25 protein-coding genes are annotated in these 21,728 nt (G+C 68.6%); 23 read left to right on the top strand and 2 right to left on the bottom strand.

Going from position 1 to position 21,728, the window contains the following annotated elements:
* Positions 1-2 precede the first annotated feature (2 nt).
* From QRN13_RS04000 to QRN13_RS03895, 22 genes are all read left to right on the top strand, one after another.
* A complete protein-coding gene (locus tag QRN13_RS04000) occupies positions 3-371 on the top strand; it encodes a hypothetical protein (protein WP_284876925.1) in 369 nt (122 codons plus the stop codon).
* Complete coding sequence (locus tag QRN13_RS03995; RefSeq protein ID WP_284876924.1) at positions 368-1,231, top strand: hypothetical protein; 864 nt, start codon at positions 368-370, stop codon at positions 1,229-1,231. Before QRN13_RS04000 ends, QRN13_RS03995 begins: the two co-directional genes overlap by 4 nt.
* Positions 1,232-1,236: 5 nt before the next feature.
* Positions 1,237-1,695 carry a tol-pal system-associated acyl-CoA thioesterase gene (ybgC, locus tag QRN13_RS03990; protein WP_284877040.1) on the top strand — a complete coding sequence of 153 codons (459 nt, stop codon included), beginning with the start codon at positions 1,237-1,239 and terminating at the stop codon, positions 1,693-1,695.
* Positions 1,696-1,721: 26 nt separating this feature from the next.
* Positions 1,722-2,156: a hypothetical protein gene (locus QRN13_RS03985; protein WP_174087206.1), complete on the top strand. Its 435-nt coding sequence runs from the start codon at positions 1,722-1,724 to the stop codon at positions 2,154-2,156.
* Positions 2,157-2,296: 140 nt separating this feature from the next.
* The gene (tolQ, locus tag QRN13_RS03980) at positions 2,297-3,049 is read left to right on the top strand and encodes a protein TolQ (RefSeq protein ID WP_165118321.1); all 753 of its coding nucleotides are present in this window, start codon (positions 2,297-2,299) and stop codon (positions 3,047-3,049) included.
* 3 nt (positions 3,050-3,052) lie between these two features.
* The gene (locus QRN13_RS03975) at positions 3,053-3,505 is read left to right on the top strand and encodes an ExbD/TolR family protein (protein ID WP_066554427.1); all 453 of its coding nucleotides are present in this window, start codon (positions 3,053-3,055) and stop codon (positions 3,503-3,505) included.
* Positions 3,506-3,510: 5 nt separating this feature from the next.
* Positions 3,511-4,389, top strand: coding sequence for a cell envelope integrity protein TolA (gene tolA / locus QRN13_RS03970; protein ID WP_284876923.1), 879 nt, complete (start codon positions 3,511-3,513; stop codon positions 4,387-4,389).
* Positions 4,390-4,506: 117 nt separating this feature from the next.
* The gene (gene tolB / locus QRN13_RS03965) at positions 4,507-5,871 is read left to right on the top strand and encodes a Tol-Pal system beta propeller repeat protein TolB (RefSeq protein WP_112861281.1); all 1,365 of its coding nucleotides are present in this window, start codon (positions 4,507-4,509) and stop codon (positions 5,869-5,871) included.
* A gap of 140 nt (positions 5,872-6,011) precedes the next feature.
* Positions 6,012-6,575 (top strand): peptidoglycan-associated lipoprotein Pal, encoded by a 564-nt coding sequence (pal, locus tag QRN13_RS03960; RefSeq protein ID WP_055753951.1) that lies wholly within the window; start codon positions 6,012-6,014, stop codon positions 6,573-6,575.
* Between the two features lie 127 nt (positions 6,576-6,702).
* Positions 6,703-7,845: a DUF3667 domain-containing protein gene (locus tag QRN13_RS03955; protein ID WP_284876922.1), complete on the top strand. Its 1,143-nt coding sequence runs from the start codon at positions 6,703-6,705 to the stop codon at positions 7,843-7,845.
* Between the two features lie 41 nt (positions 7,846-7,886).
* Positions 7,887-8,732 (top strand): tol-pal system protein, encoded by an 846-nt coding sequence (locus QRN13_RS03950; RefSeq protein WP_284876921.1) that lies wholly within the window; start codon positions 7,887-7,889, stop codon positions 8,730-8,732.
* Positions 8,723-9,967, top strand: coding sequence for a tRNA lysidine(34) synthetase TilS (gene tilS / locus QRN13_RS03945; RefSeq protein WP_502868575.1), 1,245 nt, complete (start codon positions 8,723-8,725; stop codon positions 9,965-9,967). The genes QRN13_RS03950 and tilS overlap by 10 nt, the downstream gene beginning before the upstream one ends.
* Before the next feature lie 86 nt (positions 9,968-10,053).
* On the top strand, positions 10,054-12,009 hold the full coding sequence (gene ftsH / locus QRN13_RS03940) for an ATP-dependent zinc metalloprotease FtsH (RefSeq protein WP_055753954.1): 1,956 nt from the start codon (positions 10,054-10,056) through the stop codon (positions 12,007-12,009).
* 168 nt (positions 12,010-12,177) lie between these two features.
* Positions 12,178-13,395 (top strand): acyltransferase family protein, encoded by a 1,218-nt coding sequence (locus QRN13_RS03935; RefSeq protein WP_284876919.1) that lies wholly within the window; start codon positions 12,178-12,180, stop codon positions 13,393-13,395.
* Positions 13,396-13,459: 64 nt separating this feature from the next.
* Positions 13,460-14,113 carry a hypothetical protein gene (locus QRN13_RS03930; RefSeq protein ID WP_284876918.1) on the top strand — a complete coding sequence of 218 codons (654 nt, stop codon included), beginning with the start codon at positions 13,460-13,462 and terminating at the stop codon, positions 14,111-14,113.
* Positions 14,114-14,116: 3 nt separating this feature from the next.
* Positions 14,117-14,419 carry a winged helix-turn-helix domain-containing protein gene (locus tag QRN13_RS03925; RefSeq protein WP_066554448.1) on the top strand — a complete coding sequence of 101 codons (303 nt, stop codon included), beginning with the start codon at positions 14,117-14,119 and terminating at the stop codon, positions 14,417-14,419.
* Positions 14,419-15,015, top strand: coding sequence for a YdeI/OmpD-associated family protein (locus QRN13_RS03920; RefSeq protein ID WP_153923039.1), 597 nt, complete (start codon positions 14,419-14,421; stop codon positions 15,013-15,015). The genes QRN13_RS03925 and QRN13_RS03920 overlap by 1 nt, the downstream gene beginning before the upstream one ends.
* A complete protein-coding gene (folP, locus tag QRN13_RS03915; RefSeq protein ID WP_284876917.1) occupies positions 15,012-15,824 on the top strand; it encodes a dihydropteroate synthase in 813 nt (270 codons plus the stop codon). Before QRN13_RS03920 ends, folP begins: the two co-directional genes overlap by 4 nt.
* Positions 15,825-15,888: 64 nt before the next feature.
* Positions 15,889-16,245, top strand: a complete 357-nt coding sequence (locus QRN13_RS03910) for a DMT family protein (RefSeq protein ID WP_284876916.1) — start codon at positions 15,889-15,891, stop codon at positions 16,243-16,245.
* Between the two features lie 42 nt (positions 16,246-16,287).
* Positions 16,288-16,632 (top strand): DMT family transporter, encoded by a 345-nt coding sequence (locus QRN13_RS03905; RefSeq protein WP_017506766.1) that lies wholly within the window; start codon positions 16,288-16,290, stop codon positions 16,630-16,632.
* Positions 16,629-17,429 carry a bifunctional hydroxymethylpyrimidine kinase/phosphomethylpyrimidine kinase gene (gene thiD / locus QRN13_RS03900; RefSeq protein WP_284876915.1) on the top strand — a complete coding sequence of 267 codons (801 nt, stop codon included), beginning with the start codon at positions 16,629-16,631 and terminating at the stop codon, positions 17,427-17,429. The genes QRN13_RS03905 and thiD overlap by 4 nt, the downstream gene beginning before the upstream one ends.
* The gene (locus QRN13_RS03895) at positions 17,426-18,001 is read left to right on the top strand and encodes a nucleotidyltransferase family protein (RefSeq protein WP_284876914.1); all 576 of its coding nucleotides are present in this window, start codon (positions 17,426-17,428) and stop codon (positions 17,999-18,001) included. The genes thiD and QRN13_RS03895 overlap by 4 nt, the downstream gene beginning before the upstream one ends.
* Here the strand turns inward: QRN13_RS03895 and QRN13_RS03890 are convergent.
* Positions 17,998-18,387, bottom strand: a complete 390-nt coding sequence (locus QRN13_RS03890; RefSeq protein WP_055753964.1) for a DUF983 domain-containing protein — start codon at positions 18,385-18,387, stop codon at positions 17,998-18,000. The genes QRN13_RS03895 and QRN13_RS03890 overlap by 4 nt on opposite strands.
* Before the next feature lie 123 nt (positions 18,388-18,510).
* Here QRN13_RS03890 and QRN13_RS03885 point away from each other — a divergent pair, with 123 nt between their 5' ends.
* Complete coding sequence (locus QRN13_RS03885; protein WP_284876913.1) at positions 18,511-21,360, top strand: tetratricopeptide repeat protein; 2,850 nt, start codon at positions 18,511-18,513, stop codon at positions 21,358-21,360.
* A gap of 85 nt (positions 21,361-21,445) precedes the next feature.
* Here the strand turns inward: QRN13_RS03885 and QRN13_RS03880 are convergent, their stop codons facing one another.
* Positions 21,446-21,724 carry an HU family DNA-binding protein gene (locus QRN13_RS03880; protein ID WP_017506838.1) on the bottom strand — a complete coding sequence of 93 codons (279 nt, stop codon included), beginning with the start codon at positions 21,722-21,724 and terminating at the stop codon, positions 21,446-21,448.
* Positions 21,725-21,728 lie beyond the last annotated feature (4 nt).

The raw sequence follows: 21,728 nt of genomic DNA, 5'->3' as shown, positions 1-21,728 counted from the left end.
TGATGCGCCATCGTAGTCCGCTTCAGCAGCGGCTGATGATCGCGGCGGCGCTGGTTCTCGCCCTGTGCGCGGTCGGCGTCTGGATGCTGATGCAGCCGGCGCACACCCCGTCGCCCGAGGCGGCCGATGCGCGGGTGATGCGCCAGATCCGCACCCAGGCGGGGCGCGGCGCCGAGCTGCGCTACGCCGAGAACGGGCAAAGGCGATCGGTATGCGGCTATGTCGGGCGCGCTGCCGGCGGGCCGGCGGTGGGCTTCGTTTCCATCCCCAACCGCATCCTGTTCAGCGACGACCCCCTGCCGACCGAGTTCCGCGAAATGCGCCAAAGCTACTGCCCCGGTTTCATGGCCGCGCCGAACCGCCAGCCGTGATCCGTCGTCGGTTGAAGCGACCAGTACTCGTCCTGATCGCACAGATCACGGCGACAGCGGCGATCAGCCTGCTGGCGATCCGTACAGCGGGGGCGGGGACGGCGTCGGTTGAGGTCCAGGCCGCGGCGTTTCTGATCGGGGCCGTGGCGCTTTGGGCGGCGTCGCGGATGGCGCGGCCGGGCCGGGGTTCGAAGCTGACCTCGGCAGCGGCGATCCTGGTCGTCGCCGTCGTGATGCTGACGATGGGCGTGGAGATGCAGGGCGCGCATCGCTGGCTGGCGCTGGGGCCGGTTCTGATCCATCCCGCTTCGCTGCTGGGCGCCCCGCTGCTCTGGCTCGTGGCGCAGGATGCAGACGATGTGTGGACGGCAGGCGTCGCGGCCCTGACGATCCTGACGTTCGGTCTCGGCTTCGACGGGGCCGCCAGCCTGGCCTTCGCGGTGGGAACGACCGGGTTGCTGGCGGCGGCGAGAGGGTCGTGGAAGACGCTAGCGCCGCTGGCGGCCTTGTCGTGGATTTTGGCGCTCTGGAGCCTGACGCGTTCGCAGGCCCTGCCGCGCGTTCCCTATGTCGAGGATGTCGTGCCGATGGTCTGGGCGGTGGCGCCGGTTCTCGGTGTGGCGGCGGTGATGGCTCTGATCCTACTGTCAGCCCCTTTGCTTTGGATGAGATGGCGCGCGCGCGGCATTGGAGCCGCCGTCGGATTGGCCATGGCCGGGTTCTGGATCGGTCTGTCGGCGGCCAATCTGCTGGGCACCTATCCGGCGCCGGTGGTGGGATATGGCGCTTCGCCCGTGATCGGATGGCTTGTCGCGATCGGACTGGCTATGGCGTCTGCACGACGCACGAGGTTTCAGTGACCGCAATCTCCGACCAACCCACCGCCGGCCGTTTCGAGGGGCGCGATCACCTGTTGCCGGTGCGCGTCTATTACGAGGACACCGATTTCACCGGCCTGGTCTATCACGCCAACTATGTGCGCTATTTCGAGCGAGGGCGTTCCGATTTCCTGCGCGCCATCGGGGTGGGGCACGCCGACCTGCTGGAGGAGGCCGAGCCGCTGGCCTTTGTGGTGTCCGAGCTGAAAATCAAATATCTCAAGCCCGCGCGGATCGACGACGCCCTGGTGGTGCGCACCGTCTATGAGCAGGTGAAAGGCGTGCGGCTGATCATCCGCCAGAGCGTGGAGCGGGCCGGCGAGGTGTTGTGCCGGGCCGAGGTGACGGCGGTGTGCATTCATCTGGACGGGCGGCCGCGACGGCCGTCGAAGGGGCTGGTCGAGAAGGTCACGCCGTGGCTGGCGGCCGGCGGGACCGGCGACTAGGATCGCTCCAACGAGGGGGAAACGTCATGGCCGCAGAAACCTACAAGATGTCCGCCAGCGCGGTGATCGTCACGATCCTGCTGTTCGTGCTGCTGGTCGGCGGCGGGCTGGTGGGCTGTCCCTATTATAAGGTCTGGGAACGCAAGATGGCGGGCCAGGCCGAGCTGCAATACCAGCAGGGCGCGCGCCAGGCCCTGATCGCGCAGGCTGCTGCAGAAGACGAGGCGGCGATCAAGCGGGCCGAGGCGGCGACGCGCCGGGTCCTGGGCTGGACCGACGCGGCCAAGCGCGGCTGCGCCGAACTGGGCCGGGCGGGCGATCGCCAGTGCGAGGAGCAACTGCTGAAGGACGCCGCCACCTATTCCATCGCCAAGGAGGGCCACGAGGGCGTCATCATCAGCGTCGGCGCCCCGGTCTCTGTTGCGGTCGATCCGAATGCGCGGCGCACGGCGTCCGAGTAACCTGCCGTTAACCCTTATGACGCGCCTGTCAGATGACGGGCGGACGGGTCGGGGCTAAACGGGCCGGACGCCACACAATGGTCACGTCCGCTCGGTCGAAGAGGGAACGTGACGATCTCGATTCCGCCCGGAGCGCCTGAATGACCACGCCTGTCGACGCCGCGATGATGAACCCGGTCGAGCTGTTCCTGACCGCCGACTGGGTGGTCAAGAGCGTGATGATCGGGCTTGCGGCGGCCTCGATCTGGTCGTGGACGATCATCATCGACAAGGCGGTTCGGTTCACGGCGCTGAACAAGCGCGCCGACGAGTTCGAAAAGTCGGTTCAGTCCGGCCGGTCGCTGGAAGAGGTGGCGTCCCAGGCCGGACCCGAGCCGGACCACGCCTTGCCGCGCATGCTGGTGATCGCCCTGTCGGACTGGCGCGAGGCGCGTCAGCGCGGGGCGTTGAACGAGCATCAGGGCGACCTGCTGCTGGTGCGCATCGACAAGGCGATGAACAGCCTGATCTCGCGCGAGGGCCAGCGGATCGAGAACGGACTGGGCGTGCTGTCGGTCGTGGCCACGGCCTCGCCCTTCATCGGTCTGTTCGGCACGGTGTGGGGCATCATGAATGCGTTCGGGCGGATCGCGGCGGCGGGCAACACCAATCTGACGACGGTGGCGCCGGCCATCGCCGAAGCCCTGTTCGCCACCGCCATCGGCCTGGCGGCGGCCATCCCGGCCTATATCGCCTACAACAAATTCTCGATCGACGCGGGCAAGTTCGTCGGTCGGCTAGAGGCGTTCGCCGACGACCTGCAGGCCGCCGTGGCGCGCCGACTGGGCAGCCCGTCGGCCCCGCCGCCTCCGCCCCCGCCGTCAAGCGACCTCAGCCTGAAGCGGGGCGTCTGAGCCATGGCCCTGGGCGGTGGTGCGAGCGGAGGCGGGCGCCGGGGACGCAGGGGGCGTAAAGGGCCCCTGACCGAGATCAACGTCACGCCTCTGGTGGACGTGATGCTGGTGCTGCTGATCATCTTCATGATCTCGGCGCCCCTGCTGACGGTGGGCGTGCCGGTCGAGCTGCCCAAGACCGAGGCCAGCGCGGTCGAGATCAAGTCCGAACCCCTGTCGGTCAGCATCGACCAGCAGGGCGCGATCTTCGTCGGCGACAGCGAGACGGCGTTCGACGCCCTGTCCACGCGCCTGTTGACCGAGGCCGGCGGCGCCGACAAGGCGGCCGAGCGGCCGGTGTTCGTGCGGGCCGACGGGCGCGCGCCCTATCAGGCGGTGGCGCGGGTGATGGCGCGATTGAGCGCCTCGGGCTTCACCAAGCTGAACCTGATCACCGACACGGCGCCGGAGGCCTGAATTCTTTGCGTCGGCCGAGCCCCGCCATCCTCGGATCGCTCGCCCTGCACGCCGGGGTGGTCGCGCTCGCCTTCGTGATGGTGTCGCACAAGACGGACGAGGACGAGACGCCGCTGGTCGCCTCGGTGCCGGTGACCATCGTCTCGGAGGAGGTGATCCAGGCAGCGCCGGCGGACAATCCGCAGCCCGAACCCTCGCCCGACGACGCGGCGACCGCCCCGGTGCAGCAGCCCGATCCCTTGCCGCCGACGCCCGAGCCGACGCCGCCGCAACCCCAACCGCGCCCGACCCCGACGCCGCCGCGGCCCACGCCGCCGCGCCCGGCCCCGACGCCCGCGCCGACGCCGAAGCCCACGCCGACCCCGACGCCGCCGCGTCCGACGCCTCGACCCCAGCCGCCGACGCCGGCGCCGCCGACCAAGGCCCAGCCGACCCCGCGCCCGGCGACGCCCGCACCCGCCCGCCCCGCGCCCCAGCGCGCAGAGCCGAGCCTGGATTTGGACGCCCTGGCCGGACCGACGCGCCCGACCAACAATCGCGGCCGCCCGGCGACGGGACAGCAGGGGGCGGGCGCCGCGTCCCAGGCCACGGGCCCGCAGATCACGGCCATCTTCAATCAGGTCTATCCGAACTGGATCCTGCCCTGCGACATCCCCGGCGCGGATCAGCTGCGCATCCAGGTCGAGCTGACCCTTTCGGCCGACGGGCGGATCACGCGCGGCCCGAGCCTGATCAACGCCCAGTCGTCGAACGTCTACCGCGCCGCCGCCGACGGCGCCCTGCGCGCCCTGCGCCAGACCGCGCCCTTCGACGTGCCGCAGGGTTTCCCCGGCGGCGTCTATCGCCCCACCTTCAACACCGAACGGGCGTGCCGCAATCGCTGATCCGCCACACCTGAAAAACGCCGTCCCGAATGTCGCCCTATTCCCCGTGAAGCTGGCGAAAGTGGAACGGCCCGGCGATAAGGGGCGGCGATCCTTCGAGACTTATGGGAGCATCTGATGCGTCTGAACCTTCTCCTGGCCTCCGTGGCGGCTGTCGCGATGGCGGCTCCTCTGACGACGGCGGCGCAGACGCCTCAGCAGAACCAGCCGGTCGAGGTCGAGATCGATCAGGGCGTGCTGCGTCCCCTTCAGATCGCGGTCGTGCCGTTTGCCGGAACGCACGGGTCGGACATCTCCAATGTCGTCAGCGCCAATCTGAAGCGGTCGGGCTTCTTTGAGCCGCTGAACCCGTCCAGCTTCATCGAGACCGGGCTGACGCTGGCCAATGCGCCGAACTTCCCTCAGTGGACCCAGATCGGGGCGCAGGCGGTGCTGTACGGCGGGGTGACGACGCGCGGCGACGGGCGGCTGGACGTGGGCTTCCGCCTGTATGATCCCTACCGCCAGTGCCAGCTGGTCAGCTATCAGTTCACCGCGACCCAGGAGCAATGGCGCCGGATCGCGCACAAGATTTCCGACGTCATCTATCAGCGCATGACCGGCGAGGCCGGCTTCTTCGATAGCCGCGTGATCTTCGTGTCCGAGGAGGGCACGCAGCTGAACCGGATCAACCGCCTGACCATCGCCGACCAGGACGGGTTCAATCCGACCTATCTGACGCAGGGCGACGAGGTGATCATGTCGCCGCGCTTCTCGCTGTCGCAGCCGGACGAGATCACCTATGTCGCGCTGGGCAAGGATTACAGCCGCATCTACCTGTATAATCTGACGACCGGCCGGCGCGAGAGCCTGGGCGAGTTTGATGGGCAGGTGCTGGCGCCGCGCTTCTCCAACGACGGCAACAAGATCGCGTTTTCGATCATCCGGGGCGGCAATACCGACGTCTATGTGATGGACCTGCGCAGCCGCCAGATCACGCGCCTGACCAGTGATCCGGGCATCGACACCTCGCCGTCGTTCAGCCCGGACGGCAGCCAGATCGTCTTCACCTCGGACCGTTCGGGTTCGGCGCGGCTGTACGTCATGCGGTCGGACGGATCGGGCCAGCGGCCGATCTCGCGCGGCGGCGGCATCTATACCGCCCCGTCGTGGAGCCCGACCGGCAATCTGATCGCCTTCACTAAACAGGGCGGCGGCCGGTTCTCGACCGGGGTGATGAACGCCGACGGTTCGGGCGAGCGCATCCTGTCCTCCAGCTATTTCGAGGAAGGCCCAAACTGGGCGCCGAATGGCCGCTACGTGATGTTCGCGCGCCAGACGCCGGGCGGAGACACGCGTCTGTGGACCGTGGACCTGTCGGGGCGCGTGGTGTCGCAGGCGGGCTATAACGGACGCGGGACCGACCCGGCCTGGTCGCCGCTGCTCGACCGTGGCCCGAGCAATCTGGGCGTGAACCAGGGCGCCGACAGCTGCCCCGCCTAAACGCCGCACCGACACCGTCGGAGCCTTAAAGCTCAACTGTGCGTTATCGCCTCTAGCGTCGAAAAATCGGCCGAGGCAGACAGTAAAGCCAAGCTTGAGGCCCGCCCCTTGCCAGAAACGATACGTCAGGAGACGACCCCATGAAGACTTCCCGCATTCTCAAACTGGCGATGGTCGGCTGCGCCGTCGCCGCCATGGCCGCCTGCACCCGAAAGCCCCCGGTCGAGACCGGCGTGCCCGGTCCGAACGACGGCACGACGCAACCGACGGGTCCGGCCTATCCGACCGCGCCCACCGGGCCGGTGACCGGCGGAAACATGGGTTCGGCCGCGCCGGGCACCGAACAGGACTTTGTCGTCAATGTTGGCGACCGCATCTACTTCGACCTGGATTCCTATGAGGTTCGTCCCGAGGCCATGCCGCGCCTGGACGCCCAGGCTCAGTGGCTGCAACGCTATCCGTCCGTGACGATCCGCATCGAAGGCAACGCCGACGAACGCGGCACGCGCGAATACAATCTGGCGCTGGGCGCCCGCCGTGCGGAATCGGTGCGCACCTATCTGATCAACCGGGGCATTCCGGCCGGCCGGATCGACACCATCAGCTTCGGCAAGGAGCGGCCGATCGCGGAGGGTTCGAACGAGGACGCCTTCGCCCGCAACCGCAACGCCCACACCGCCATCGTGTCGGGCGCGCCGCGCTGACGACCGGCTGATCGGCTGATCTGAAGGAGGCGCCGGCCGCAGGGTCGGCGCCTCTTTTCGCTTCGGCGCTTGTCCTGACGCCGGGCGGGCGGCAAGAACGTCGTCACAGGGATCGGGGGATCAGCGAATGGATATCGAAGGGGCGGGCGCGGTCGTCACGAGCGGCCTGGTGGCGGGCGCGATCGAAAAGCCGACGGGCAAGGCCGGCGAGGATCACGCCCATGGCGTCTGTTCCGACTGCGGGGCGGAAACGAGCGGGAACTTCTGCGCAAACTGCGGCCAGCCGACGCACGTCCATCGCAGCCTGCTGCATCTGGGCGAAGAGCTGCTGCACGGGGTCATGCATTTCGACGCCCGCATCTGGCGCACCTTGCCGCTGCTGTGGCTGAACCCCGGCCGGCTGACGCGCGAGTGGGTCGAGGGCAAACGCACGCGCTACGTCTCGCCGCTGGCGATCTTCCTGTTCACCCTGTTCGTGATGTTCTTCGCGCTCAGCTTCATGCCGCACCCGGAATCCAGGACCGGCGAGGCGGCGGAGATGAGCGAACGGATCGCGTCTCAGCGCGTCGGCCTGGCCGAGGCCGAAAAGGCCCTGGTCCAGATGCGGGCCGAAAGCGGCGCCCAGCCGGACCCGACGATGCAGATGGCGATCAACGCCGGACAGAAGCTGGTCGATGACCGCCGCGCGGCCCTGGCCCGGCTGGAGATCGAGCAGCGCGACGGCCGCGCCGACGGTCTGAAGCCCGGCAGCTGGCAGGCCAGCATCAAGGACATGGCGACCGGCGAGAGCGGCGAGACCAAGTTGAAGGTCATGGGCAAGGACGCCGAGAAGGAAGGCCACGGCGTCGGCGCCACCGTGCTGAAGAAGCTGCAGAACCCGGACCTGGCGGTCTATAAGTTGCAGCAGACGATGTACAAGTTCGCCTTCCTGCTGGTGCCTTTGTCCATCCCGTTCGTGGCCCTGCTGTTCCTGTGGAAGCGCGGCTTCACCCTGTACGACCACGGGGTGTTCGTTCTGTATTCGCTGACCTTCATGGCCATGCTGCTGATGCTGATGGTGATGTCGGCGACGATCGCCGGGTGGTTGGGCGGCATCGTCATTCCGCTGGGGCTGCTGGCCGTGCCCGTGCATGTGTTCGCCCAGATGAAGGGCGCCTATTCGCTGTCCTGGTTCTCGGCCCTGTGGCGGACAATCGCGCTGTTGGTGTTCTGCAACATCGTGGTCGGCCTGTTCGTCACGGCCATCATCTATCTGGGTCTCGGCCACTAGCTCGGCCTTGCGGCGGCCCCAAATCGGTGAAAGCTAGAAACATGACCAAGCTCTCGATCTCTCGCGTTCATCTCCTCGCCGCCGCCGCCCTCGGCGTCCTATTGATCGGGGGCGGCGCGGTCGCTCAGCAGGCCCAGCCCAACATCATGGAGCGGACCGAGTGGGACAATCGGCGCCTGGACCAGCTGGACCGCAATGTGCGCCGGCTTGAGCGTGCCCTGACCCAGAGAAACGCCGCCGGCCAGCCCGTGCTGGTCGAGCCGGACCCCGAGGTGGTGACGTTGCAGGGGCAGTTCGCCCTGATGGACCGACGCCTGGGCGACCTGGAGGCCACGGTGCGCCGGATCAACGGCGACAACGAGCGGCTGACCTTCCAGCTGGACGAGGCCACGCGCGAGAACGAGACGCTGAAGACGCGTCTGGCGGACGCCGAGGGCCGGTTGCAGAAGCTGGAGACCCAGGCCGAACTGAATGCGCCGATCGAGGCGACCTCGCCGACCGGCGATGCGACGCGGGATCTGGCGGCGGCGGTGGCCCTGTTGGCGACCGACAAGCCGCGCGGCGAGCGGGCGCTGGAAACGGTGATCGCGGCTTGGCCCGATACGCCGCAATCGCGCGAGGCCAACTCGCGCCTGGGCGACCTGCGGGTGGCGGCGAACGACAGGGCGGGGGCGGTGCCCTATTACGCCGCCGCGCTGAAGGACTGGCCGCGCATCGGCTGGGCGGCGGATACGACGCTGAAACTGGCCGACGCCCTGTTCGCGACGCAGAGGAAGCCGCAAGGGTGCGCGGCCCTTGCTGAATTCACGCGTCGCTATGCGCCCGCCGCCTCTGACCCGCAAAAGGCGCGGGCGGCTCAGCTGAAGACGACGGGTTCCTGCGCCTGACGTCTGACCCGGATCTCAGAGCGCGGGTCTTCGCGCGGCTGGATGCGCGACTGACGCGCGATACCGGGCGGCCGCTGGCGGTGGCCCTGTCGGGGGGCGGGGATTCCATCGCCCTGTTGCGGCTGACGACGGACTGGGCGCGGACGCGTGGGCGTTCGGTGCTGGCCCTGACCGTCGATCATCGGCTGAATGCGGACAGCGGCCGCTGGACCGGCTTTGCACGCCGGGCGGCGCGGGACGCCGGGGCCGACTGGCGCGGGTTGAGTTGGGACGGGAACAAGCCCGCCGCCGGGCTGACGGCGGCGGCGCGGGCGGCGCGCCATGGACTGATTGCGGATGCGGCGCGCGAGGCGGGGGCGTCGGTCGTCCTGTTCGCCCATACCGCCGACGATATCGCCGAGGCCGATCTGATGCGGAGCGAAGGTTCCACCCTGGGGCGGGTCCGCGAATGGTCGCCGTCGCCGGCCTGGCCCGAGGGTCGATGTCTGATGCTGTTGCGGCCGCTGCTGGGCGAGCGGCGGGCGGGCTTGCGCGACTGGCTGGCGGGGCAGGGGGCCGACTGGATCGAGGATCCCGCCAACGCCGATCCCCGTTTCGGCCGCAGCCGGGCGCGGCAGGTGCTGGCGGGCGCGGCGCCCCGGTCGATCGAGCAGGCGGCGGCGCAAACCAGGGCGCGGCCGATGATCGAGGGCGAGGCCATGGTGCGTGTGGACCGGGACGTGGGCGCGCGGGCGCTGGCGGCGGCCCTGGTCTGCGTCGGCGGCGGATCGACGCCGCCTCGCGGCGCGCGGTTGGACGCCCTGATGGCGCGGCTGAAGGCGGGCGAGGATTTCGCGGCGACCCTGTGCGGGGCGCGGATCGAGGCCGTCGGCGCGACGGCGCGGCTGATGCGCGAGGCCGGCGAGCTGCGCAGACGAGACATTTCGCCGCTGGCGCTGACGCCCGGCGTCGAGGCGGTGTGGGACGGGCGGTTCGTCTTCTGCGCCGATCGTCCCGGCTGGTCTGTGGTTTCGGCGAGGGGGCGGTTGGCCAGCCTGTCGGACGCCGACAGGGCCGAGATCAATCGGCTGCCGGCGGCGACGCGCGGGGCCTGGCCTGTGTTGATCAGGGACGACGCGGTGGCCCCGGTTCTTGCAGGCGAAGGGGTCGAACGGCGCGGCCTTGTCGCGGAACGGCTCAGGCTGGCGCTGGACGAAACGACGCACGAAGACGACCTGATTTCCGCCACCCGATAGCGTAACGCTGATTAAGCCCCTATTTTCCCAGACAGACACATCCAGACCGTCGATCCCACCGGGGTCGCGGACGACCGAGGACCTCAATGAACCTGCGTAATCTGGCGATCACCGGCGTGATCATTCTGGCGTTGCTGGCGGGCTATGCGGCGCTGTCGCAGGGCGGCGCCATGAACGGCGTGACGGGCCAGCCGGCCGGCAAGCCCGAGGCCATCAGCTATTCCCAGCTGGTGCAGCGCGTGAACGCGGGCGAGGTCAAACAGGTGACCATTCGCCTGGACAAGGTGAACGGCGAGCTGAAGAACGGCGAACGATTCACCTCCACCACCGTCTACCCGAACGAACAGCTGGTGGCCCAGATGCTGGCCGCCAACGTCGAGATCGACGCCAAGTCGGGCGGCCAGTCGATCTGGATGAGCCTGCTGCTGGGCATCCTGCCGATCGCGCTGCTGATCGGGGTGTGGATCTTCTTCATGCGCCAGATGCAGGGCGGGGCGAAGGGCGCCATGGGCTTCGGCAAGTCCAAAGCCAAGCTGCTGACCGAGCACAAGGGACGCAAGACCTTCGACGACGTCGCCGGCGTGGACGAGGCCAAGGACGAGCTGCAGGAGGTCGTCGACTTCCTGAAGGATCCGGGCAAGTTCCAGCGTCTGGGCGGCAAGATCCCCAAGGGCGCCCTGCTGGTCGGCCCTCCCGGCACCGGCAAGACGCTGCTGGCGCGCGCGGTCGCGGGCGAGGCGGGAGTGCCCTTCTTCTCGATCTCGGGTTCGGACTTCGTCGAAATGTTCGTCGGCGTCGGCGCCAGCCGCGTGCGCGACATGTTCGAACAGGCCAAGAAGAACGCGCCCTGCATCATCTTCATCGACGAGATCGACGCCGTGGGTCGCCACCGGGGCGCAGGCCTGGGCGGCGGCAATGACGAGCGCGAACAGACGCTGAACCAGCTGCTGGTCGAGATGGACGGCTTCGAGGCGTCCGAGAACATCATTCTGATCGCCGCGACCAACCGTCCCGACGTGCTGGACCCGGCGCTGCTGCGTCCCGGCCGTTTCGACCGCCAGGTGGTGGTGCCGAACCCCGACGTCTCCGGCCGCGAACGCATCCTGCGCGTCCACATGAAGGACGTGCCCCTGGCCGCCGATGTGAATGTGAAGACCATCGCGCGCGGCACACCCGGCTTCTCGGGCGCCGACCTGGCCAACCTGGTCAACGAGGCGGCCCTGACGGCGGCGCGCAAGGACCGTCGCATGGTCACCCACCGCGACTTCGAGGACGCCAAGGACAAGGTGCTGATGGGCTCGGAACGTCGCTCCATGGCCATGAACGAGGAAGAAAAGCGCCTGACCGCCTATCACGAGGCCGGTCACGCCATCGTCGCCATGAACGTCAAGATGGCCGACCCGGTGCACAAGGCGACCATCGTGCCGCGCGGCCGGGCGCTGGGCATGGTGATGCAGTTGCCGGAAGGCGACCGCTATTCGATGAAATATCAGCAGATGATCGACCGGATCGCCATCATGGCGGGCGGCCGCGTCGCCGAGGAACTGATCTTCGGGCCGGAAAACATCACCTCGGGCGCCAGCTCGGATATCGAACAGGCGACCAAGCTGGCCCGCGCCATGGTCACCCGCTGGGGCTTCTCCGATAAGCTGGGCACGGTGGCCTACGGCGAGAACCAGGAAGAGGTCTTCCTGGGCCACTCGGTCGCCCGCAGCCAGAACATCTCCGAAGAGACGGCGCGCACTATCGACGAGGAAGTCCGTCGCCTGGTGACCTCGGGCTGGGACGAGGCGCGCACGATCCTGACGACCAAGGCCGAGGACCACGAGAAACTGTCTCAGGCCTTGCTGGAATACGAGACCCTTTCGGGCGAGGAGATCAAGGATCTGCTGGAGAAGGGCGTCGCGCCGAACCGCGACGAGAACAACTTCCCCAACGCCGGGCCTTCGGTCTCGGTGCCGGTGACGCCGGTGTCGGACGGCACGGACATCGAAGTCCCGGTCGCCGCCCCGGCCGCGACCAGCGTGCCGACGGTTCACTGAGCCCAGGCCTGATCTGAAAACGAACCCGCCGGGAGAGCGATCTCCCGGCGGGTTTTTTTTCTTTGGGCGTCTGGCTGACCCACTGCCCACAAAAAGCATCATGACGAACAAGTTTGCAATTCAAACCTGTCTGTGAAATATGGCTGTCTCGATTTTGGGAGGGACGTCATGGTGATATCGCAAGCAGAGAAGGTGGAGCGGCTGCACGGACTGGATGCGTTGCGCGCCGGGGCGCTGCTGCTGGGGGTGCTGCTTCACGCCAGTATGTCCTTCTTTCCGCAGCAGATCTGGATCGTGGCGGACGACAGCCGGTCGATCGGCGCCGCCTGGCTATTCTTCGCCATTCATCTGTTTCGCATGACGGCCTTTTTCTTCATCGCGGGTCTGTTCGCCCATAGGATGCTGACGCGGCGGGGCTGGGTCGCCTTCGCCAAGGATCGCGTGGTGCGGATCGCCGGGCCGCTGGCGGCCTTCTGGTTTCCGGTCATGGCGGGGATCGTTACGGCCCTGGTCTGGAACGCTCATGCCAATGGTCTGGTGACGCCGGGGGCGCCGCCGCCCCCGCCGCCGACCTATGACTGGACCAACTTTCCGCTGACCCACCTGTGGTTTCTGTGGGTTCTGACGCTCTTCTACGCCGTCGTCCTGATCGTGCGGGCCGTGTTCGGCGTCTTGGATCGCGCGGGGCGAGCGGGTCCGGTCGTGGACGGGATCACCGGCGCGCTGATCGGCCCGTGGACGCCTGCCGCGCTGGCCGCCCCGCTCGCCCTGGCGCTGTGGCTGGATCCGAAGTGGATCGCCTTCTTTGCCGTGCCGACGCCGGACGCGGGCGTGATCCCGAACACCTCCGCCCTGGTCGGGTTCGGCCTCGCCTTCGGCCTGGGGTTCGCGCTGAACCGGCGGCGTGATCTGCTGGGCCGCATCGCAAAGGGGGCGCCGCTGTTCCTGTGCATGGCGCTGATTTCGGGCGTGACGGCCTATATCCTTGCGGGCGGCCCGAACATCACGCCGATGGGCGATCCGACGGGCGGCAAGGCCTTGGCCGCCGCCGTCACGGCGGTCGCCGTCTATGCCTCGGCCCTGGCGGCCATGGGACTGTGCCTGCGCTTCGCCTCGGGCCACAGTGCGGTTCGGCGCTACCTCTCCGACGCCTCCTACTGGATCTATATCGTGCATCTGCCGCTGGTCATGCTGGCCCAGGTCTGGGTGCAGGATTGGGCCGGGCCGTGGTGGGTAAAGCTGATCGGCGTGTCGGCGGGCGTCTTCGCCGTGTGCCTGGCGTCCTACGAACTGCTGATCCGCCACCGCTTCATGGGGCGGTGGCTGAATGGCCGGCGCGTGCCGTGGCGCAACCGGCCTGCGCCTGCCCTGATCCCCGCCGAATAATTTGCAAACCCTTCCGGCGGCGTCCATCCGAGGGACGCGCCCGTCGCACAGGAATCACACAGCGATGTCCGACAAGTTCCGCACCGGCCCCGAGGCCGACCTGGCCTTCATGAAGGCCATTGTTCAGGGCGGCAATAATCCCAGGGCGACCCTGACGCTGGGCGTCGCCTATCTGGCAGGCGGTCTGCTCTATGGTCTGCAATGCCTGTTCCATATCGGTCAGGTGTGGGGGATCGTGCGCTGGCCGCCGCTGGTGAATCTCAGCTTCGTGGTCGCCGTCACGGTCGCCTTCCTTGTCGTCCTGACCTGGGCCGTGCGTGAGGACCGCAAGACGGGAACGGCCGGCCCCATCGTCACCCGCACCCTGAATGCGGCCTTCAGCGGCGCGGGCATGGCCAATCTGGCGATCATAATCGTGTTCGGCGTCGGCGCGCGCCGCGATCAGGACTTCGCGGTCTGGCTCTATTATCCGGCGATGATCTTCGCGCTTCAGTCGGCGGCCTGGTTCGTGGCCTACAGCCTGAAGAAGAAGCCATGGATGCTGGCGACGTCGTTGGGCGGCTGGATCACGGCGGTCGCGCTGGGTGTGCTGGTTCGCGACGCGGTGATCTATCTCTACGTCTGCACCCTCGCCCTGTTCGTGCTGTTCGCGGGACCGGGCTGGATCATGACGCGTGCGGCGCTAAAGGCCCGCGCCAATGATGTGGACGCCGGCTGATCCATGGGACTGGACGCGCTCGGCAAGATCGACGAGGTCATCCACGGCCGGATGCGGCTGGGGATCATGGTCTATCTGGCCGACGCCGAGGCCGCCGACTTCACCGAGCTGAAGACGGTGCTGGAGGCGACGCAGGGCAATCTGTCGGTCCACATCAAGAAGCTGGAGGAGGCGGGATACGTCGCCGTGGCCAAGAGCTTCGTGAACAACAAGCCCCTAACCCGCGTGTCCATCACTCCGTCAGGGCGCAAGGCATTCGCCGCCTATCTAGAGGCGCTGGGCGGCCTGATCGGGCGGTCGGCCTGATGGCGCCGATGGTCGTTGATCCGGACAAGGTGCGGGCGTTCGAGACGCCCGTGGCGTTCGAGGCCTGGCTGGCGGCGAACCACGACCGCGAGACCGAGCTCTGGATCCGCATCTTCAAGGTCAAGTCGGGCGTCGCCTCGATCACCTGGGTCGAGGCGGTGGATGTGCTCCTGTGCTGGGGCTGGATCGACGGGATCAAGAAAAGCCTGGATGCTGACAGCTTCCTGCAACGTGTCTCGCCGCGCGGTAAGAAGAGCGTCTGGAGCCAGATCAACGTCGCCAATGTCGCGCGTCTGATTGAGGAAGGGCGGATGACGCCGCACGGGCTGAAACACGTCGAGGCGGCCAAGGCGGACGGGCGCTGGGACGCGGCCTACCGCATCAAGGGCTCGACCGCGCCGGACGACCTGATGGCCGCCATCGACGCCGAGCCGCAGGCACGGGCGACGTTCGACACCCTGACGGCACAGAACCGGTTCGCCCTGACCTATCGCGCCGAGGCGCCGAAGACCCCGGCGGGCCGCGCCAAGGCCATCGATCGTCTGGTGGAGATGCTGAAACGGGGCGAGACGCCCCACCCGCAGAAGAGGGCATGACCGTGTTGTTTTCGCAGGTGATGGGCATCGTCAATGTGACGCCCGACAGCTTCTCGGACGGGGGGCGATGGGCCTCTACTGAAGGCGCGATTGATCAGGCCATGCGGCTGGTCGCGGACGGGGCCGATGTGCTGGACATCGGCGGGGAGAGCACCCGGCCGGGGGCCGAGCCGGTGGGCGAGGCCGAGGAGATCGAGCGGGTCGCGCCCGTCATCGCCGGCGTCCGCGCGCGCTGGGGCGGGGCGATCAGCGTCGATACGATGAAGCCCTCCGTCGCCCGCGCCGCCGTCGCGGCCGGGGCGACGATGTGGAACGACGTGACGGCTTTAAGCCATGCGCCCGACAGTGCGGCGGTCGCGGCCGAGCTGGGTTGCGACGTCGTGCTGATGCACATGCAGGGCGAGCCGCGCACGATGCAGGCAAACCCGCGCTATGATGACGTGGTGGGTGAAGTGCGCGACTATCTGCACGAGCGGGCCGCGGCGGCGATGGCGGCGGGCGTGGCGCGCGAGCGGATCTGGCTGGATCCCGGCATCGGTTTCGGCAAGACGCTGGCGCATAACATGGCGCTGACGGCGCGGTTGGACGCGCTGGTCGATCTGGGCTTTCCGGTGCTGTACGCCGCCAGTCGCAAGCGCACGATCCAGGCCATCGATGCGACGGCGGTCGCGGCGACGGACCGGCTGGGCGGGTCGCTGGCCTTGGCGCTGGAAGGCGCGCGGCGCGGGGCGCGGATGGTGCGGGTCCACGACGTGCGCGAGACGGTGCAGGCGCTGAAGGTCCAGGCGGCGGTGACGGCGGCGGATTGAAGGCCCGCGACGGACGGTCGCAGCCGGTGTAGAGGGCAGGTCTGCAACAGCCCTGATGCGCCCCATGACCCTGACCGCCTACATCGCCCCCATCGTCATGCTGTGCCTGTCGAACGTCTTCATGACCTTCGCCTGGTACGGTCATCTGAAGTTCGACCACAAGCCGCTGTGGATCCTGGTCATCGCCAGCTGGGGCATCGCCTTCTTCGAATATTGGCTGGCGGTGCCGGCCAATCGGATCGGCATCCAGGTCTATTCGCCGGCCGAGCTGAAGACGATGCAGGAGGTGATCACCCTGTTGGTCTTCGCCGGCTTTTCGGTCCTGTATCTGGGCGAGAAGCTGACGGTGAACCATCTGGTCGGGTTCGCCTTTATCGCGCTTGGAGCCTTCTTCATCTTCAAGGGGCCGCTGGGCGGCTGATCGCGGCTTGCTCCGGACCGCGGCCTGTTCCATCTGGTCGCCATGTCCTGGGTGATGTCGATCAATCCGTGGGCGACGCTGGTCGTCGCCGGTCTGCTGGAGGTCCTGTGGGCCTCGGGCCTCAAGAACGTGGGCGTCAGCCGGCCGTGGACCTCGCTGGGGGTTCTGATCGCGCTGGCGGGCAGCATGATCCTGTTGTGGGTCGCCACGCAGAAGCTGCCGATCGGCACGGCCTATGCGGTCTGGACCGGCATCGGGGCGGTGGGCGCGGCCGTGGTGGGCATCCTGGTCTATGGCGAGCCGGCGACGGCGGTCAGGGCCGTGTGCATCCTGCTGATCGTGGCGGGCATCGTCGGGCTGAAATTGTTTTCGGGAGCGGCGGCATGAGCGCGCTTCATCAAGGACGCGTCTTGATCCTGGCGGGGTCGGACTCGGGCGGCGGCGCGGGCATTCAAGCCGACATCAAGGCCGTGACGATGATGGGCGGGTTCGCCGCCACCGCCATCACGGCCATCACGGTGCAGAACACCCTGGGGGTCCACGGCGTCCATCCGCTGCCGCTGGATTTGATCGCAGCACAGGCGCGGGCGGTGCTGGAGGACATCGGGACCGATGCGGTCAAGACCGGCATGCTGGGCTCGGTCGAGGTGGTCGAGACGGTCGCGGCCCTGCTGGACGAGGCGGACGCCCCGGCGGTGGTCGACCCGGTCATGGTGGCCAAGGGCGGGCACGCGCTGTTGCCCGATGCGGCGGTCGAGGCGGTGAAGCGGCTGATGATCCCGCGCGCGGCCCTGCTGACGCCCAATGCGCCTGAGGCCGAGGCCCTGACGGGCTTTGCGGTTCACGACCTGGACGGCCAGAGGCGGGCGGGCGAGGCGCTGCTGGCCATGGGGGCGCGGGCGGTGCTGATGAAGGGCGGGCATGTGTCCGGGCCGACCGTGATCGACCTGCTGATGACTGCAGACGGCGAGACGGTGCTGGAGGCCGAGCGGGTCGACACCCGCCACACCCACGGCACCGGCTGCACCCTGGCCAGCGCCTGTGCAGCCGGGCTGGCGATGGGGCGGCCGCTGGAGGTCGCGGTGGCCGAAGCCTGGGCCTATGTTGGCGAGGCGATCCGCCGGGCGCCGGGCCTGGGCGGCGGGCACGGGCCGCTGGATCACGGCTGGCCGGTGCGGGGATGAGCGACCTGGAGGCGGAACTGGCCGCCATCGTGCGCGCCGACGCTGGTTTGATGCACGTCCTGACGACCGTCCGGGCGCTGGACCTGCCCGACTGGCGGCTGGTGTCGGGAGCGGTCTATCAGGCCGTGTGGAACGCCCGGACAGGGCGGCCGGCGGGCTATGGGGTCAAGGACTACGACCTGGCCTATTTCGACGGTTCGGACCTGTCCTACGAGGCCGAGGACGTCGTCATCAAACGCGTCGCCGCCGCCTTCGACGAACCGTTCCGCAGCCAGGTCGAGGTCCGCAACCAGGCGCGGGTGCATCTGTGGTTCCAAAACCGGTTCGGCGAACCCTATGCGCCGTTGCCTTCGACCGACGAGGCGCTGGAGAGGTTCGTGGCGCCGACCTTTGCGGTCGGGGTGCGGCTGGAGGCGGACGACAGCCTCAGCGTCGCCGCGCCGTTCGGGCTAGCCGATGTGTTCGCCCTGACGATCCGGCCCAACCCGAACCGGCTGGTGGCCAAGGGCTGGGCCAAGGCCGTCGACAGTGCGCGGGCGCGCTGGCCCGAGCTGACGGTGATCGAACCCTAGAAGGGCCCGTGCTTGCCGTTCGAGGAGAACTCGGGCGGGGCGGCCTTGTGGACATATTGTTCGGCGACCAGCCAGGCCTTGAAGGGGCGCAGGCACCCCAGGCACAGGGCGACCAGGATCGGCAGGGTCACCACCAGATGCACCCAGATCGGCGGGTGGACGGTGAAGTCGAACACCATCAGCAGGATCATCCCCACCACCCCGACGGCCGTCATGACGAAGAAGGCTGGGCCATCCGCCGGATCGGCGAAGGCGTAGCTGAGCCCGCACTCCGGACATTCCGTCTGTAGCGTCAGGTAGCCTTTGAATAGCGGACCCTTGCCGCAGCGGGGGCAGCGACAGGCCAGGCCGGTCTTCAGGGTGCTGAGGCGCGGATAATCGGTCATGGGACGACTATGGGCGCTTAAAACGGCGCTGTCGCGTGGACCGGTTGTCCTAACGCCATCCATCATTACGGTGAACGGCGGTTAACTGCGATTAAAGGCCTTGTGCGGCATGGGTCGGGAGATATGTCCGGGGCCTCGCCGACAAAGCGCATCCTGAAGACGACCGTGGCCGCCGCCACGGCCGGCGCCGTCGTGTTCGCGCCGATGGCGCCGCTGGCCCAGGAAGTCGGCCGGTCGCGCGATCCGCTGTCCATCAATATCGGCGCCAACGCCGAGTTCACGCGGGTCGAGTTCGGCGGCGTCATCGGAGTGCGCTCGCGCATCAGCCGCGAGGGCGACAAGGTCGTCGTTCGGCTGGGGACCACCGCCGCGCCCGACGTCTCGCGATTGAAGGTCGATCCGCCGGCGGGGGTGAAGTCGGTCGAGACGCGGCCGAGCCGGGGCGCGGGCGGCACGGACCTGATCCTGACGCTGGAACAGGGCGCAGATGCGCGCTCGGGCGTGGCGGATGGGGCGGTTTGGCTGAACCTCTATGCGCCCGGCAAGGCGCCGGAGGGCGGGGACGCCGCCGCGCCGCAGACGACCAAGGCCGTGGTGCCGGTGCGGGCTGAGACGGCCGGCGGCAAGACCGTTCTGACCTTCGACTGGGGCGCGCCGGTGGGGGCGGCCGTCTTCCGCCGGGGCGATGCCGTATGGGTCGTGTTCGACACGGCCGCCCGCATGGATATGAGCGGCGCCAAGGCGCTGGGATCGGCCAAGAACGCCCAGTGGGCGGCCGGGCCGGGCTATACGGCTCTGAGGATCGCCGAACCTGAGGGGCTGGGCGTCTCGGCGCAGGGTCAAGGCGGGACCTGGACCGTGACCCTGGGCGGCCCAGACGGTGCGGCGGGCGGGGTCGAGGTCGGCCGGTCCGACGACGGCGCGCCGGTGCTGGTGGCGCAGATGGCCGGGGCGACCAAGGCGGTCTGGCTGACCGATCCGCTGGTTGGGGACCGGTTCGCGGCGGTGACGGCCCTGGCGCCCGGCAAGGGTTACGCCGGCGGACGGCGCACGGTCGATCTGAGCCTGATCCCGACGGCGCAGGGTCTGGCCGTGGAGACGGCGGCTGACGACCTGAAGATCGAGGCGGCGGGCGATCTGGTGACGCTGAGCCGGCCCAAGGGGCTGGCCTTGTCGTCGCCGGCGGCCGGGCTGGAGACGGGCGACCACAATGCGGATGCGCCCAAGCGGGCGGCCTATCCGGCGCTGATCGACGAGGCCTGGGCCGCGACGGGCGAGGCGGGCTTCTCGGACCGGTATCGCCGGCTGCAGGATGCGGCCGGGCTGGAGACGATCGCGGCGGCAGACAATCCGCGCGCGCCGATCGAGGCGCGGATGGCGCTGGCGCGGTTCCTGGTCGGGTCGGGCCTGAACTATGAGGCCATCGGGGTGCTGAACGCCCTGATCGCCAAGGCGCCGAACCTGCAAGGCGAGCCCGAGGTACGCGGCCTGCGCGGCGTGGCGCGCGTCGGCGTCGGGCGTCTGGAGGAGGCCCAGGTCGATTTCGCGGGCGCCGCCCTGGCCAACGATCCAGCGACCAAGGTCTGGCTAGGCTATATCGCCTCGGAGATGGGCGACTGGGAGGGGGCGCGTCGCAACTTCGCCGCCGGCGCCCCGGCCATCGACAGCTTCCCCAAGGAATGGCGCGCGCGGTTCGGCGCGGCCCACGCCATGGCCGCGATCCAGTTGAACGACCTGCCGGCCGCCCAGCAGCTATTGGCCTATGTGTTCAGCCAGGATGCGCCGGCGGTCGATCAACTGACCGCGCGGCTGGTGCAGGCGCGTATGTTCGAGCTGAACGGCGACAAGAACCGGGCGCTGGCGGTGTATAAGGCCGTGGCGCGCGCGCCGCTGGACGGAATCGCGACGCCGGCGAAACTGGGCGCCATCAGCCTGGAGCTGGACAAGGGCGCGATCACGCCGGATCAGGCGACGGCCCAGTTGGAACAGCTGAAATGGCGCTGGCGCGGGGATGCGACCGAGATGGCGGTCGTGCGCAAACTGTCGGGCATCTATCTGCAGCAGGGGCGATATCGCGAGGCGCTGGACGCCCTGCGCGGCGCGGGCAAGCGGATGGCGGGCGTGCCGGGCGCAGCCGAGGTGCAGGCGGATCAGGCGAACGCCTTCCGCGCCCTGTTCCTGGACGGGGCCGCGGACGGTTTGCAGCCGGTGCAGGCGTTGGCGCTGTTCTATGACTTCCGCGAACTGACGCCGATCGGGGCGGACGGCGACGAGATGGTGCGGCGTCTGTCGCGCCGGCTGATCGACGTGGACCTGCTGGATCAGGCCGCCGAACTGCTGAAGCACCAGGTGGACGAGCGTCTGGACGGGGTGGCCAAGGCCCAGGTCGCGACCAATCTGGCCACCGTCTATCTGATGGACCGCCAGCCGGAGAAGGCGTTGCAGGCCATCTGGGGGTCGCGCACCACCCTGCTGCCCAATGCGATGAACAGCGAGCGCCGGGCGCTGGAGGCGCGCGCCCTCATGGATCTGGGCCGGTTCGACCATGCGCTGGAGGTGCTGGACCGGGATCAGTCAAACCCGGCGCGCGAGGTGCGGGCCGACATCTTCTGGAAGCAGCAGAAGTGGGGCGAGGCGGCGCCGATCTATGAGGCGCGGCTGGGCGATCGCTACAAGACCGCGACCACGCCGCTGACGCCGGCCGAGGAAAGCTGGCTGATCCGGGCGGGCGTCGGCTATTCGCTGGCGGGCGATCGGGCGGCGTTGCAGAGGCTGAGCGGGCGCTTTGGGCCGATGGTTCCCGGCGCGCGGTCGGCGGCGGCGCTGCGGGTCGCGCTGGATGATAATCTGTCGGGCGTGGCGGGGACGGGCGACTTCGCCAATCTGTCCAGCCAGGCCGACACCTTCGTCGGCTGGGTCAACAGCGCCAAACAGGCGTTCAGAAAAGAAGCTGACGCGAAGAGCGCCGCCTGAAATTGAAGCGGGCGGAGATCGCATCGCGACCCCCGCCCGTCATCTAAATGATCCTCCCCCGCGATGCGGGGGAGGATCTAAAGGCTTAGCCGTTGACGGCGTCCTTCAGCGGCTTGGAGACGCGGAAGCGCACGGCCTTAGAGGCGGCGATCTTGATGGTCGCGCCGGTAGCCGGGTTGCGGCCTTCGCGCTCAGCGCGATCGGCGGTGTCGAAGACGCCCAGGTTCGAGATGCGGATGTCGCCGCCCGACTTCAGGGTCGAGTGGATGTTTTCGACGATCGCGGTCAGCACCTTGCCGGCGTCGGCCTGCGAAACACCAGCGTCTTTGGCGACGGCGGCGATCAGTTCGGCTTGAGTGGTCATAAGA

The organism is Brevundimonas sp. MEB006b (assembly GCF_030209705.1).
Classification (GTDB): Bacteria; Pseudomonadota; Alphaproteobacteria; order Caulobacterales; family Caulobacteraceae; genus Brevundimonas.
The sequence above is the reverse complement of the archived record's forward strand: the minus strand, read 5'-3'. Positions and strand labels throughout refer to the sequence as shown.